This window comes from Cohnella abietis (genome assembly GCF_004295585.1).
GTDB classification, from domain to species: domain Bacteria; phylum Bacillota; class Bacilli; order Paenibacillales; family Paenibacillaceae; genus Cohnella; species Cohnella abietis.
This window is the reverse complement of the sequence record NZ_AP019400.1, coordinates 5,810,657-5,824,590: the sequence shown is the minus strand read 5'-3', so window position 1 is coordinate 5,824,590 and position 13,934 is coordinate 5,810,657. Positions and strand designations below refer to the sequence as shown.

At 44.6% G+C, this 13,934-nt stretch carries 14 protein-coding genes; 12 read left to right on the top strand and 2 right to left on the bottom strand.

The annotated features are described in order from the left end of the window. Positions 1 to 224: 224 nt before the first annotated feature. On the bottom strand, positions 225 to 836 hold the full coding sequence (locus tag KCTCHS21_RS25515; protein ID WP_130614710.1) for a superoxide dismutase: 612 nt from the start codon (positions 834 to 836) through the stop codon (positions 225 to 227). A 396-nt stretch (positions 837 to 1,232) separates the two neighbouring features. Between KCTCHS21_RS25515 and KCTCHS21_RS25510 the strand changes: the two genes are divergently transcribed. The 7 genes from KCTCHS21_RS25510 (at position 1,233) to KCTCHS21_RS25480 (ending at position 6,159) form a co-directional block, all read left to right on the top strand. Next, positions 1,233 to 1,655 (top strand): GNAT family N-acetyltransferase, encoded by a 423-nt coding sequence (locus KCTCHS21_RS25510; RefSeq protein ID WP_130614707.1) that lies wholly within the window; start codon positions 1,233 to 1,235, stop codon positions 1,653 to 1,655. 186 nt (positions 1,656 to 1,841) lie between these two features. Further along, a complete protein-coding gene (gene lepB, locus KCTCHS21_RS25505; protein ID WP_130614705.1) occupies positions 1,842 to 2,435 on the top strand; it encodes a signal peptidase I in 594 nt (197 codons plus the stop codon). Positions 2,436 to 2,488: 53 nt separating this feature from the next. Beyond that, positions 2,489 to 3,595, top strand: a complete 1,107-nt coding sequence (gene queG / locus KCTCHS21_RS25500; protein ID WP_130616699.1) for a tRNA epoxyqueuosine(34) reductase QueG — start codon at positions 2,489 to 2,491, stop codon at positions 3,593 to 3,595. Positions 3,596 to 3,728: 133 nt separating this feature from the next. Then, a complete protein-coding gene (locus tag KCTCHS21_RS25495; protein WP_130614702.1) occupies positions 3,729 to 4,751 on the top strand; it encodes an HD-GYP domain-containing protein in 1,023 nt (340 codons plus the stop codon). A 123-nt stretch (positions 4,752 to 4,874) separates the two neighbouring features. After that, complete coding sequence (locus KCTCHS21_RS25490; RefSeq protein WP_130614700.1) at positions 4,875 to 5,144, top strand: YneF family protein; 270 nt, start codon at positions 4,875 to 4,877, stop codon at positions 5,142 to 5,144. Between the two features lie 14 nt (positions 5,145 to 5,158). Further along, on the top strand, positions 5,159 to 5,752 hold the full coding sequence (gene folE / locus KCTCHS21_RS25485) for a GTP cyclohydrolase I FolE (protein ID WP_130614698.1): 594 nt from the start codon (positions 5,159 to 5,161) through the stop codon (positions 5,750 to 5,752). A gap of 50 nt (positions 5,753 to 5,802) precedes the next feature. Further along, positions 5,803 to 6,159: a hypothetical protein gene (locus KCTCHS21_RS25480; protein ID WP_130614696.1), complete on the top strand. Its 357-nt coding sequence runs from the start codon at positions 5,803 to 5,805 to the stop codon at positions 6,157 to 6,159. Positions 6,160 to 6,590: 431 nt separating this feature from the next. Here the strand turns inward: KCTCHS21_RS25480 and KCTCHS21_RS25475 are convergent, their stop codons facing one another. After that, the gene (locus KCTCHS21_RS25475; RefSeq protein ID WP_130614694.1) at positions 6,591 to 7,574 is read right to left on the bottom strand and encodes a tyrosine-type recombinase/integrase; all 984 of its coding nucleotides are present in this window, start codon (positions 7,572 to 7,574) and stop codon (positions 6,591 to 6,593) included. A gap of 169 nt (positions 7,575 to 7,743) precedes the next feature. Between KCTCHS21_RS25475 and KCTCHS21_RS25470 the strand changes: the two genes are divergently transcribed. The 5 genes from KCTCHS21_RS25470 (at position 7,744) to KCTCHS21_RS25450 (ending at position 13,766) form a co-directional block, all read left to right on the top strand. Further along, the gene (locus KCTCHS21_RS25470) at positions 7,744 to 8,367 is read left to right on the top strand and encodes an HD-GYP domain-containing protein (RefSeq protein WP_232057962.1); all 624 of its coding nucleotides are present in this window, start codon (positions 7,744 to 7,746) and stop codon (positions 8,365 to 8,367) included. 58 nt (positions 8,368 to 8,425) lie between these two features. Beyond that, positions 8,426 to 8,854: a chemotaxis protein CheW gene (locus KCTCHS21_RS25465; RefSeq protein WP_130614692.1), complete on the top strand. Its 429-nt coding sequence runs from the start codon at positions 8,426 to 8,428 to the stop codon at positions 8,852 to 8,854. 14 nt (positions 8,855 to 8,868) lie between these two features. Next, positions 8,869 to 10,893: a chemotaxis protein CheA gene (locus KCTCHS21_RS25460; RefSeq protein WP_130614690.1), complete on the top strand. Its 2,025-nt coding sequence runs from the start codon at positions 8,869 to 8,871 to the stop codon at positions 10,891 to 10,893. Between the two features lie 41 nt (positions 10,894 to 10,934). Beyond that, positions 10,935 to 12,527, top strand: coding sequence for a methyl-accepting chemotaxis protein (locus KCTCHS21_RS25455; protein ID WP_130614688.1), 1,593 nt, complete (start codon positions 10,935 to 10,937; stop codon positions 12,525 to 12,527). A gap of 162 nt (positions 12,528 to 12,689) precedes the next feature. Continuing rightward, positions 12,690 to 13,766, top strand: a complete 1,077-nt coding sequence (locus KCTCHS21_RS25450; RefSeq protein WP_130614685.1) for a Gfo/Idh/MocA family protein — start codon at positions 12,690 to 12,692, stop codon at positions 13,764 to 13,766. Positions 13,767 to 13,934 lie beyond the last annotated feature (168 nt).

Genomic DNA, 13,934 nt, shown 5'->3' with positions numbered 1-13,934 from the left:
AATCTGAATGGGTAAACTCGTAACAAGGAGATTTCACGATCTCAAAGACAAACGCTTCGCTCCTACAGGAGATACTTCCCCTCTTTTTTTCATCGATTTGAGGCAAATAAAGTCCAAAAAATCACACAAAGAACCCGCTTTTTGGTGAGATGTAATTACCATCCAACAAAAAGCGGGTTCTAATGCTGGTACATGGATAATTCCCCGCACCAACATATTAAAGATTACTTCGCAGCGTCGTAGATTGCGCCAACTGCGTTCCAGTCAACAACATTCCAGAAAGCAGCAATGTAGTCAGGGCGTTTGTTTTGGTATTTCAGGTAGTAAGCGTGCTCCCATACATCAAGACCAACAAGTGGAGTATCGCCTTCCATGATTGGGCTATCTTGGTTTGGTAGGCTGTATACTTTCAGCTTTCCGTCTTTATCAAGTGCAAGCCAAGCCCAGCCAGAACCGAAGCGAGTAGCACCAGCAGCTGCGAAAGTTTCTTTGAACTTGTCGAATCCACCAAGCTCGCTATCAATAGCCGCTGCTAGAGCGCCGGATGGTGCGCCGCCGCCGCTTGGGCTGATTGTTTTCCAGAACAAGGAGTGGTTAGCATGTCCGCCGCCGTTGTTACGAACAGCAGTACGAATGCTTTCAGGAACAGCGTTCAGATCAGCGATCAAATCTTCAACGCTTTTGCTCTCTAATTCAGGTGCGGATTTCAAAGCATTGTTCAGGTTTGTTACATACGCATTGTGATGACGACCGTGATGGATTTCCATCGTTGCCGTATCGATGTTCGGTTCAAGTGCGTCTGTTGCGTAAGGAAGAGCGGGCAATTCGTGTGCCATTGGTAAAACCTCCTATTATTTGTGATCTAATATGTAGCTTTTGTTGCTCACATTTATTATTATCCCTTATCCTTTTGATTAAATCAACATAGATGTATAAAAAGTCAAAAGTCGGGCAGTTGTGACATAGATTCAGAAATAGTAGCTCAGTTATTCTATCCATCTCTGGTTCAATTATCCTGCATATAAGTCTGAAATTCGCTATTTAATCTCGTTAATAGCTAATTATCACCAGAAATCATCTCTTTTAAAGCGTTTACATCATGTTTTCTACTGTTTTTACGAAAAAATTTATGTTTTTTTAATAAAAAAGCTAGAAATTTCGCTAAATTGTCGTAAAATTAGAAGATCGTCAACTGGATGTAAACTTCTTTTAACCCGGGGGAATTGTACAGCATGCAGATTCGTTCTTTCCAATTGTCAGACTACAGGTCGGTTGCTGAGCTTCTGGAGGAAGTATTATCGGAGGAATGCTGTGAAGAGACAATGGGGGCTTTTGCCCGGCAGTTGTCTTGGGACAGCGAGTTGGTGCTTGTTGCAGAAGAAGCAGGCAACATCGCTGGGGTACTAATTGGAACGATAGATAAACAAAAGGGTTATGTGTATCGAATAGCTGTCCAGATGGATTATAGACGCCAAGGCGTGGGACGAGCTCTCGTATCAAACATGAACAATCGGTTCCGTCAGCGCAATGTGCTGAAGGTTCTCATTGCAGGGGACAAGCATAACGAACTTTTGCGACCATTTTACGATTCGCTTGGTTTGAAGCCAATCGATTTCGTACAGTTAACGCAGCCGCTTTCCATTGTAGCTGGTTAAGTCTACTGTGAATGGACTCTCTTGAAAGCATATCTTTAGCGCCATTGCTTTTGGCGGGGAGATATGCTTTTCTTATAGGGAGGCTATAATAAAGAATAGAAATGTTTTTTTCGGCGATGCCGAAATTTGTTACTATATATGACAATGGAAAAAACAGCTGAACGCTGAAGGAGAGAAGGGATAGCCTTGAGACAACAAGTGGAGCCTGTGGCTCCCGTTAGCAGAAAGCGTTCGGAAAATAAAGTTAAACTTAGTGGCTGGCGCAAGGAGCTATGGGATTGGTCCAAGGCATTAATCGTGGCTGTCGTTATCGTGCTGCTGCTAAGGGCTTTCGTCTTTCAGCTTTCAACTGTAAAGAAAATATCGATGGAACCTACGCTTCATGAGAATGAATGGTTATTCATAAACAAAATTGCGATGGAATTCGGCAGTCTTGACCGCGGAGATGTTGTTATCCTGAAGGATCCAAGTGAGGGTTCAGACCGCAAGGAATATCTTGTTAAACGAATAGTTGCGATGCCAGGAGATACTTTGGAAATTCGCAGTGGCGAGCTTTATATAAACGGGAACCTATCAGTTGAGTCCTATACGGATGCCAAAATAGAAGATGGGGATTATGGCCCGACCACGGTTAGTCCTGGACACTATTTTGTTCTCGGAGATAATCGACATATGCGGGCGAGTAAGGACAGTCGTGCGTTTAAGGAAGTACCCGAGGATCTCATCAAAGGTAGGGCAGACTTCATAATATGGCCTGTAAGTCGATGGGCTAAGCTGTGATCGAATTTTCAACGCACGATGTAAACGTAGATTGGCAGCAATTCAAAGATGAGATGATTGCAGAAGCTAGCAGCATGGGCATTGATAAGCTTAGAATCACGACAGCTGAGCCTTTCTTGGAGCTTAGAGAGCGGCTTATTCGTCACCGTGAGCTAGGGCACGAATCAGGCTTTGAAGAGCCGGATCTGGATTTAAGGACTACGCCTACATTGCTGCTGCCGGAAGCCAAATCTATAATCGCCATTGCTGTGGCCTATCCATCGAAGATGAAGGGGGCTCCAGTATCTGAACCAGGTAAGCGTAGGGGAATTCTGTCACGTTCTGCGTGGGGTGAGGACTATCATCAAGCGCTACGGCGAAGATTGGCCAAGCTATCAGAATGGATCCACGCAAGATTGCCTCATGCGAAGCTAATGTCTATGGTAGATACAGGCGCCCTCTCAGACCGTGCCGTCGCGGAACGCGCAGGTATCGGCTGGAGCGCGAAAAACTGCTCTATCATCACGCCAGAGCTTGGCTCATGGGTCTACCTGGGGGAGATGCTTACGGATCTTCCCCTCCCTCCAGACAAGGCGATATTAGATGTGGACGGTTGTGGGGACTGTACCTTGTGCATTGATGCATGTCCGACGGGCGCACTCGTTGGTCCAGGCCAACTGAATGCACAAAAGTGTATTTCCTTCATCACTCAGACTAAGGGGTTTGTAGATGATGAGATGAAGCTAAAAATCGGAAATCGATTATATGGCTGCGATACGTGTCAGATCGTCTGTCCTGTTAATCGTAAAATCGATATGCGCCATCATGAGGAGCTTATACCTGATCCGGAGGTTGCCAAGCCTTTGCTCCGTCCTCTACTCAAGATGGGAAATCGCGAATTCCGCGAAAAATTTGGCATGGGCTCAGCATCTTGGCGTGGACGTAAGCCTATTCAACGAAATGCTCTTATTGCACTAGGAAATTTTCGTGATCAGGAGTCTGTTCCGGATATTGCTGAGGTGTTAAGAGAAGATCCGCGTCCTGTGCTAAGAGAAGCTGCTGCTTGGGCTCTCGGACGAATTGGCTCCGATGAAGCGTTGGAATACCTACGTAAAGCCCAGACATCAGAGAAGGAAGTCGAAGTACTATCAGCAATAGAACGAGCTTTGTCGGTTGTATAGGCTTTATTTGTTATTTCCGAGGAAATAAGCTGGAATTCCTCTTTCGGTGCATAAACTTGAGTGTCTTTTTTGCCGAAATATAGAGTAAGACATCCTTGAAAAAACACCGCGCATAGGTAGGAGAGATAAAAGCATGAAATTAGTTGATATCGAGACGGTAGAACCGGGCCAAATATTGGGCAAGACTATCTTTTCCTCCAATGGTACGGTATTGCTCTCGACTGGAGTCCAATTAACAGTCTATATGATAAGCACACTAAAGCGGATTGGCGTCACAACCATCTATATCGACAATCCATTGTACAGAGATATTTCTCATGAGGAAGTGCTGTCTGAAGAAACGAAGCGGGCTGTTATTCATCAAATGTCCGAAATGTTCGAGGCTTTGAAATCGGGTAAGAACTTTAGCTCAAAGGCAGTTGGGCAAACGGTGGACGATTTGCTGGATGACGTCCTAAGAAACCAGAATATATTGATTCATTTATCAGATATTCGTTCCGCTGACAACGCGATGTTCCTGCATGCGATGAATGTCTGTATGATCTCTTCATTGATAGGGCTTAACATGGGTTTAAATATGATTCAGCTTAAGGAACTATCGATTGGCGCCTTATTGCACGATATCGGCAAGCTGGGAGCTCCTGAGGTTCAGGAGGGACGAATGCATCATTCATGGCGGGGATTCGATTTATTAAAAAACAAACGCGAGTACAGCTTACTTATCGCGCATGTTGCTTTCCAGCATCATGAGGCTATGGATGGCAGTGGGGTTCCGCGCGGATTAACAAGTGATGACATCCACACTTATGCCAAGATAACGGCTGTAGCAAATATTTATGACAATTTCATCTATTCTTCTGATGTAGAAGGATCGTTAATGCCACACGAAGCATGCGAACGGTTAAATGCAATGTCTGGGACAGTGCTGGATCACGAGGTGCTGGTGCAGTTTATGCGAATCGTCTCTATCTATCCTAATGGCATTTCTGTGAGGCTATCGAATCGTCAGACTGGGGTTGTCGTTGGACAGCATCGCGGGCTGCCAGGCAGGCCGATCGTACGTGTTATCGATAAGGAAGGCGATGAAGCGGTAGGGTATAATGAAATAGATTTAGCCCAGCACCCGACCGTTTTCATAGAGTCCGTATTATCATAGTTAGTTATCCATCTATTTCGTTTGCGCCTCATCGTTCGGCCATGCTATCATAGTACGACACACTTCTCTAACACATTTAGGTGGTTGAGAAGTTTTATTATGAAATTTCGGAGGCGTTTGATTATGTGGTCCTATATTATTCCGATACTAACACTAATCGTTGGATTAGTTGTTGGATTTATCGTTGGGGTGTATTACTTACGTTCCCAAATGACGAAAATGCAGAACAACCCAGAAATGCTGCAAAAAATGGCTAAGCAAATGGGCTATAACATGAATAGCCAACAGCTTGCAAAAGCGCAACAAATGATGAAAAACCAAAATGCAGGTGGCGGCAGTCCAAAAGCTAGCCCAAAACCAGACAATAGAAACAATCCAAAGTTCCGCAGATAGTAGGGGGTATTACCATGTCGGGAGCCAAAGATTACATTAATGATCAAGTATCTCAAAATCGTGAGCAAGTAGAGCATCACATTCGTGAAATCTTAAAGCTAATTGGCGAAGATGTCGAACGGGAAGGGCTTATTGAGACTCCTGCGCGCGTAACTCGGATGTACGAGGAAATATTTGCTGGTTATGCAGTTGATCCAAGGGATGTTCTCGGCGTAACTTTCGATGAGAAGCATGAAGAGCTAGTCATCGTTAAGGATATTGTTTACTATAGCCAATGCGAGCACCACATGGCGCCTTTCTTCGGCAAGGCACATATCGGATATATTCCAAGTGGGAAGATCGCAGGTCTTAGCAAGCTTGCTCGGCTCGTTGAGGCGGTGTCGCGGCGTTTGCAGGTACAGGAAAGAATTACTTCTCAAATCGCGGACATCCTTGATGAAGTACTTGTTCCTCATGGAGTTATGGTCGTCGTTGAGGGTGAGCATCTCTGTATGTGTTCTCGCGGGGTTAAGAAACCGGGTAGTAAGACAATTACTTCAGCTGTAAGAGGTCAATTCCGTCAAAGTGCTGCACTTCGTGCAGAGTTCCTAGAATTGCTCAAACAGTAAATGGAATAAAACTAAGGAGCTGTCCCATAATTGATCTATGGGCAGCTTTTTTGCCTTTTCTAGGGCATATTTGCGGGGGAGCATACCTTTTCCGGCTGCAAGCCGCTACCAACGGACTAAATGGTGGAAAACCGTGTGTTGGCGGTCTGCAAGCCGCTGTTAACGGACTAAATGGTCGGAAACCGGGTGTTGGTGGTCTGCAAGCCGCTGTCAGCGGACTAAATGGTGGAAAACCGGGTGTTGGTGGTCTGCAAGCCGCTGTCAGCGGACTAAATGGTGGAAAACCGGGTGTAGGTGATCTGCAAGCCGCTTGCAGCGGACTAAATGGTGGGAAACCGGGTGTTGGTGGTCTGCAAGCCGCTGTCAGCGGACTAATGGGTCGGAAACCGGCTGTAGGTGGTCTATAAGCCGTTGAGAGCGTACTAATGGGCATAAACCGGGTGAAGGTGTGCTACACAAGCCAGTGAGCGTACTAATGGGCGGAAACCGAGTGTCGGCGGACTGCAAGCTGTTGCAATACAAAAAAAGAAGCTACCCAAAAGTTTAGCGCTTTTGGATAGCTTTTTTTTTATCTAAAATACATTAATTATCCCCTAATCATCAGTGTTTTTTGTGAAAAAGTTAAATTTATGAATTAATGACATAATATAATTTGAGCTGATTTATGATGCAGATGTATGCTGATAATGGATGTCGAACAATTACTGTTGTGCGACATAAGACCCATGCTTGAAGTTAGTCATGTAATTAACATTTTCTAATATTCTATGAATTTTAGGGTAAAAAGTCCGATTATACAACTTTTATTTGTAGGTGTTCGCAAAATGGACACAAGATATTAAAGCTGAATGAAGTCCATTAAGCATTCTTCGACGAAATCCGGAGCGGCTTTTTCAAGCTGTTCAACCGTATGCAAATAACGCTGAGTCGTATTAATGTGCGTATGGCCAAGGGTTTCCTGCACCTGCTGCAAGGAGGCCCCTTTCAGGAGAGCGAGAGTAGCACTCGTATGTCGAAGCCAGTGAGGTGTTGGCAATTTAGTTTCTATAGATTGCTTACCAGCTTCTTGAATAATTCTTTCAATTTGTCTAGTTGTAATTGAAAAAACAGATGATGAGCTGTCTAACGGAGTTTTGGTTTCTGCTTGTTTCTTATAGCTTTGAAAAACAGTCCACAAGCTTCGCGGTATTTTAACATCTCTGCTTTTCCCGCCTTTCCCTCTTTCAACGTTTAACCACACCGAATTCCCAATAGGATCTGTAGAGAAGTCGCCCCACTTAATATTAGAGAGCTCCGATACCCTCAAGCCCAAAGTAACTAATGATAGTCCGATCAAATAATTCCGTAAGCTTTGCTGGTACAGCTGGTTCAGAAGAGAGCCAACCTCTCGTTGGGTCAGAAAATGCTTCCGGCTCGTTACCATGACCTGCGGCAGCCTTATGGAGCTGGTTGGATTTTTTGTGAAGATGCCAATGTTGGAATCGCTTCCCCATTTGTATAAAGATTTGAGCGGTGCAATTAAAGCAGAGACGCTGGCAGGTGCAAGCGGTTTATTGGAATAACTGGAGATGCCTCGCATTAATCCAAGCTTATAGGCTTCCACCTCTTTCCACGTCACGTCCTTTAAGGTGAGATTGGGAATGAATTCCCTAAAGTGGCAAATTGCTCTTTTGTAATTCCGTAGTGTGTGTAAAGAAAGCCCGCAAACGGTCAGAAACATATTTACAATTTGATCGTCGTTGTATTCCTCCTGTTGTCCTTTATTACTAAAGCCGTGTTCAAGCGATGAGAGCGCATTCGACTCTAACACTCTAATATTCATTTAATCTTTCCTCCTCTAAGATGTCGTATAACAGTAATTGTCCGACTTGCCCATTTTGTAGGGGGGGCGAAGGAAAGGCAGTCGGATTTCATGATGATGAACACTATATCGGCATGGTTAAGCAAACATTTAATGCGACAATCGGCATTTTGGGGAGAAGGGGCCACTTATGAGAGGTATAGTTTTGCAAACAGAGCGTTCAGCCCAAGAATTCAAGCATGACTCCTATGTAATTGGGAAAATGGACCATTTGCAAAGTAAGCACAAAGAAACCTATCGACATTGCGTACGAGTGGCATTACTAGGTGAGAAGTTAGCTTCTGCCTTGAACATGGACCCATTATCCAAAGCCAAGTTAGTAAGAGGTTGCTTCATTCACGATGTAGGAAAGATCATGATTTCAAATCAAATATTGGATAGTAACAAGCCATTATCTGCTGAGGAATGGGATCTGATTAAACAGCATCCAAGGTTTGGGGCAGACATATTGCTCGAAACCTTGGAACTGGAGGAAGAAGTTATAGAGCTAGTCCTCCATCATCATGAGAGGTGGGATGGCAAGGGTTATCCTCATGGCTTGAAAGGTGAGGAAATCCCTTTGCTTGCCCGAGTCTGCTCTGTCGTGGATGCTTTCGACAGCATGCTTGCAGAAAGGCCGTATAGACGTAGAAAGACAGTGGAAGAGGCGATGTGTGAGCTGGAACGTAACATGGGTACGCAATTTGATCCGCTAATCGTGCAAAGATTTATCCCCCTATTGAATGAGGTGAGCATAATGTATATTTTCCGTTAAAGCTAGGCTACCTCGAAGAATACTTTAACGGCAGCATGAATCAGAGGAGGAAGCTAGCTTGGATAGAACTAGTCAGAATCAATATGTCGAATTTAGTATCGGCAATGAAAATTACGCTATTTTAATTTCTGAGATTCATGAAATCATTCGAATGCTGGACATTACAGAAATCCCGAATAGTCAGTCGTATGTACAAGGGGTTATTAATTTGCGGGGGAAAATCGTTCCCGTCATTAGCTTAAGAAGCATGTTCGCAATGGAAAATGGTTCTTATACTAAATCCACGCGTATTGTAGTCGTTAATCATAGCGAAGAATCTGTAGGGATAATCGTGGACGGGGTCAATAAGGTGACTACCTTCTCCGACATTCAGGCACCTCCTGAGCGAGTGGGTGGAATCAGCGGCTCTTATTTTGTAGGGATAGGTATTAACAACGAACATTTGGTAGGGATTCTAAAGCTGGATGAAGTGCTTCTGCGGGAGTAGAGGGGGAAGACAGCATGCTGGATATGACAGAGTATCAAACTCTCTACATGGAAGAATTGGACGAGCAGCTGCATCTAATGGAGGAAGAGATTCTTCGTATTGAGCAATCAGGAGAATCGTTGGAAGGAATCCAGCGATTGTTTCGTGCAGCACATACACTGAAGGGCTCCTCTGCTGCAATGGGCTACGATCGTATGAAGCGACTTACCCACAACATGGAGCATATTTTAGAAAATGTACGGAACGGAGAGTACACGCTCACCAAAGAGTTGGCAACTTTGTTCTTTCACTGCGTAGATCGAATGAAGCAGCTGCGAACGGAAATTGCGAATGGAAATATTGAAAAATCCGATATTGATGATTTGTTATTGGAGCTTCGAAAAGACAGCTGGGCGTCATCGCCACAAAATGAGGTTTTTTCTGGACTTTCTGCTGATATAGAATTGCCAGACGAAGCTTTACATAGTGTGATCCAACAAATGACAAGTGGGAAAAAAGCTTTCTGGGTTCATATTTATTTGACAGATGAATGTGAGATGAGGGCAGCTAGAATTCATGTCATGAATCATTTGCTGGAGCAATTCGCTGCTATTGTATGGTCGGACTTTTCCCGAGTAGTAGAGGAGATTCAAGGCAATGGAGATGCCTCAGCTAGGTGGTTAATTGTATCAGATAGCTCGGAAGAAACAATGGCTGAGGATATTTTGCAGTGGGTTGATGTTGAACGTGTGGACATTAGGGAAAGCAATATTACTGAGCTTAAGGCGTTAACTATTAGCTCTGTTAATGATCAAGAGGAATTCAGTGAAAGCAGTATTTCATCGTCTGCATCGCTTATTCAAGAGAAGTCTCGGGTTCAGTCAATTAGGGTAAACGTCGACCGGCTAGAGCAGCTAATGAATTTAGTTGGAGAATTGGTCATCGATCAAACGCGCATTAAGCAAATTGAGAAATCATTGGATTTGAAATTCGGCACCGATGAGCTCATTCAGGATTTAGGACAAATTTCAGATCATTTTACCCGTATCATTGGTGAGCTTCAGGAAAGTGTTATGAAGGTCAGAATGCTACCTATAGAGCAGCTGTTTAATCGTTTTCCTCGTATGATCCGTGATTTATCCCAATCCCTGGGCAAAGACATTGAGCTAGTCCTTGAGGGCAAGGAAACGGAATTGGATCGAACTTTAATTGAGGAAATAGGCGATCCACTCATTCATCTATTACGTAATGCAGTAGATCATGGAATTGAGAGTCCTGAAGCTCGGAGAGAAAGAGGAAAGCCTGATAAAGGGAAGGTTACTATTCGTGCTTCGCATGAAGATAACCAAGTACTCATTGTTGTTGGGGACGATGGTGGTGGAATAGATTCGCAACGATTGCTGCAGAAGGCGCTTAGCTTAAAGCTCTTATCGACGTCAGAGGCAGAGCAATTGACAGAGAAGGAGGCGGTCGACCTCGTTTTCCATCCCGGTCTATCAACTGCATCCAAGGTAAGCGATATATCCGGAAGAGGCGTTGGAATGGATATCGTTCGTGCCGGTATTGAGAGAATGAACGGGCGGATCGATATTACAACGATTAAGGGACAGGGTACCCAATTTAATATTAGGCTGCCTCTTACTCTGGCGATTATTACCGGGCTTATGGTGAAGGTCAGTGAAAGCACCTTTATTATTCCGATGAGCAATGTGGCAGAGATTGTTAGGCTGGAGCCAGAGGAAATCCGTTATGTCAGAGGTATTCCAATCGTCACTATTAGAGATCAGGTCATTCCGATCGTCTGGCTGCAAGATTGCTTCGGATACTCTGAGCAGCACCGCCAGAATAAGCATATACCCGTAGTGATTATAGGTCGTGCCGAAAAAAGGTACGCATTGGCTGTGGACGAGCTGCTTGGTAATCAGGAAATTGTTATTAAGGGGCTAGGTGGTTTTGTTGGTCAGGTAGAGGGTATCGCCGGAGCGACTATACTCGGTAACGGAAAGGTTGCATTGATCCTTGAGATTGGCGGCATTATCAGAATGATGAGCAGAGCTTGACCATGTAAGTTGATCGAACAAATCAGATGAGGTGGACACTTATGAAATGGTTCTATAACTTAAAGACTAGCGTCAAGCTTATTTCTTCCTTCTTAGTCATTGCTGTAATTATGGCATTTGTCGGTACTTATGGATTGAACAATCTAGGTAAAATGAATGGAAGCTTAAATGATATGTACGACAATCAATTAGTAGCCGTTCAATCGTTACAGAAGGCTCAAGTTAGCTTTAATGAGATGAGAACGCAACTTCGGAAGCTGTATATGACCAAGGATAATCAAATACTACAGGAAACGAAGGGAAAATCTAAGGAGCAAATAGAGCTTATTAATCAAACAATGACTGACTTTAGAAATACTCAGCTGTCAGACAATTCTATACAAACACTTAAACCCTTCGAGGATAAGTTTAGTGACTATCTCGAAATCTTTGATACAGCTGTCAGTATGAAGGATGCAGGTCGTCTGGAGGACATGGAGAAAATAATAGACAACGAATATCAGACAATAACGAGTCAAGTGAAGGACATTCTTAGCAAATTAGTCGAGATCAACTTGTCTGAGGCGGAGCATTCTCGGGACAGCGGGGCAAGCCTATATAAGTCATCTCGTAACATTACGATTTCCATTCTAATTGTTGCAGTCCTTCTTAGCATTCTATTCGGATATTTCATCTCTCAGGTCATTTCTAAACCACTGGGCAAGGTTGTTGCGCTTGTGAGCAGGGTGGCAGACGGAGATCTTAGGGAAACAGTAAATATTCAAACAAAAGACGAGATTGGTATGCTCGGTATCGCAATTGATACGATGGTGAATAACTTACGTCAGATCGTCGGTAATATCCTATCGAATTCGCAAAGTCTAGCAGCGGCATCCCAGCAAATATCGGCTAGCAGCGAGGAAATTGCTAGCGGTAATGCTACACAGGCGGATTCAGCTCAAATGATTAGTGAGCTTTTCAATGAGCTTTCTAGTGCTATTCACTCGGTAGCACAGAATACGGAGCTTGCTTCTGAGTTATCCAATACGACGATGCAGGTTGCCAAAGATGGGGAAGAGGTTATTCTTTCATCGATGGAGAGCATGAATGCGGTAAGTGGCAAAATGACAAGGCTTGAGGATGATTCGCAAAAAATTGGTGATATTATTGAAGTTATTGAGGATATCGCAGATCAAACCAACTTGCTGGCGCTTAATGCAGCGATAGAAGCGGCTAGAGCAGGCGAGCAGGGCCGGGGATTTGCCGTGGTAGCAGATGAGGTTCGGAAGCTAGCAGAGAGAAGCAGCGATGCTACTAAGCAAATTACAGGGATCATTAAGGGAATGCAGGAGAACACCAAGCAAAGCGTAGCTGCAGTTCAGGAGAGTGCTACGTTCTCGCATAAGACTGGGGAAGCATTCAAGCATATTGCTGCTATGGTTAACGATGCGGGTCATAAAGTGACGGAAATAGCTGCTGCTAGTGAGGAGCAGGCTGCACAGGCGTCTACCGTTCAAGAGGCAGTCGAGAGTATTTCTGCAGCGACAGAGGAAGCGGCAGCTGCTAGCCAAGAAACAGCGGCAACCGCTCAATCTTTGGCTAATCTTGCAGAAGATCTTCAGCGTGCTGTGTCTATTTTTAGAATAGGCAATTAAATTAATAAAATATTTTCTTCCGGAAATGATAGCTATGCTGAATTCTTTCTGGCAAATGAACATAAGAAGTAAGCTAAAATGGTCATGTCGCCGAGGATGGATTATAGATTATGATGATGGTAATTGCTAATAAAAGCACTTTCATTGGAGGAGTTTAATTCTATGTCTAGTCCATCTAAAATTCGCATTGGCTTGATTGGGGCAGGAAATATAGGCAATGTTCACTTACAAGAGTTTGGTAAGCTTCAGGAGGAATGCGAATTTGTCGCGGTGACGGATACTTTTCTTCCGCTTGCCGAGCAGAGAGCGAAGCAATACGGAATACCAGTTGTATCGGCATCGCCAGAGGAATTAATTCGCCGTGATGATGTTGATGCCGTAATCGTTGCTGTTCCAAATAAAGCACATGCGCCTCTAACAATCCTTGCTTTGGAGCATGGCAAGCATGTATTGATTGAGAAGCCGATGGGACTTGATTCAGAAGCTGCTAAGGAAATCGTGCGGGCTCAGAAGCGGACGGGCAAGACTGTAATGGTCGCCCACCAAATGCGCTGGGAGGCACTTTCACTGCAGGTGAAGGAACAGATCGACCGTGGTGAGCTGGGTAACATTTATACAGCCAAAACTGGCTGGTACCGTCGCAAAGGCATACCCGGCTGGGGAACTTGGTTTACTCAGCATGGCGAATCCGGTGGCGGACCACTCATTGATATCGGCGTTCATATGCTTGATCTGGCTTTCTTCCTCATGGGTGAGCCTAAGCCAGTATCTGTATACGGTGCTACTTATGCGGAATTCGGTCCTCGCAAAAAAGGAATCGGCTCTTGGGGCAAGCCTAATTGGGACGGTATTTACGACGTTGAGGATTTGGCGACAGCTATTATCAAGATGGATAATGGTACCTCACTTACTCTTGAAGTAAGCTGGGCAGTCCATATGGATACGGATAGCTCGCCATTCCTTCACTTGATGGGTTCCGACGGTGGTGCTGTGCTTCGTGGTGAGGAAGGTAAATTCCTTACAGAGCGTTTCGACAAAACGGTTGATATCCCACTTGTTGCTCCAGAAGAAGATGAGGGTGCACGCGTTCGTTTGAGCCGCCATTTCTTGGATTGTGTTCGTACAGGCAAAGCACCTTGGACTTCTGCTGAAACAGGCTTGCGCAGCAATCTGATCATCGACGCTATCTACGAATCCTCCCGCAAGGGCGGCGAAGTTAAGCTCGATTGGAGCTTGTAAGTAGTATTTAGGTAATTGCTGGTTTTAATCGAGAGAGCCTTCAAAGCCACTGAGTATAGTGGTTTTGAGGGCTTTTTGGTTTTAGCGGCGCGGCACAAATTAGTCGCCGTCGCTTAACTCGGCATCAAAAGTGCCTCGGTAGCAGGAAATAGTCGGTCTTTCCGCGTA

Excerpts from the sequence above, each read along its gene's own strand:
- KCTCHS21_RS25515 (WP_130614710.1), bottom strand. The coding sequence starts at position 836 with ATGGCACACGAATTGCCCGCTCTTCCTTACGCAACAGACGCACTTGAA.
- KCTCHS21_RS25510 (WP_130614707.1), top strand. The coding sequence starts at position 1,233 with ATGCAGATTCGTTCTTTCCAATTGTCAGACTACAGGTCGGTTGCTGAG.
- queG (WP_130616699.1), top strand. The coding sequence starts at position 2,489 with ATGATTGCAGAAGCTAGCAGCATGGGCATTGATAAGCTTAGAATCACG.
- KCTCHS21_RS25495 (WP_130614702.1), top strand. The coding sequence starts at position 3,729 with ATGAAATTAGTTGATATCGAGACGGTAGAACCGGGCCAAATATTGGGC.
- KCTCHS21_RS25490 (WP_130614700.1), top strand. The coding sequence starts at position 4,875 with ATGTGGTCCTATATTATTCCGATACTAACACTAATCGTTGGATTAGTT.
- folE (WP_130614698.1), top strand. The coding sequence starts at position 5,159 with ATGTCGGGAGCCAAAGATTACATTAATGATCAAGTATCTCAAAATCGT.
- KCTCHS21_RS25475 (WP_130614694.1), bottom strand. The coding sequence starts at position 7,574 with ATGAATATTAGAGTGTTAGAGTCGAATGCGCTCTCATCGCTTGAACAC.
- KCTCHS21_RS25470 (WP_232057962.1), top strand. The coding sequence starts at position 7,744 with ATGAGAGGTATAGTTTTGCAAACAGAGCGTTCAGCCCAAGAATTCAAG.
- KCTCHS21_RS25460 (WP_130614690.1), top strand. The coding sequence starts at position 8,869 with ATGCTGGATATGACAGAGTATCAAACTCTCTACATGGAAGAATTGGAC.
- KCTCHS21_RS25455 (WP_130614688.1), top strand. The coding sequence starts at position 10,935 with ATGAAATGGTTCTATAACTTAAAGACTAGCGTCAAGCTTATTTCTTCC.
- KCTCHS21_RS25450 (WP_130614685.1), top strand. The coding sequence starts at position 12,690 with ATGTCTAGTCCATCTAAAATTCGCATTGGCTTGATTGGGGCAGGAAAT.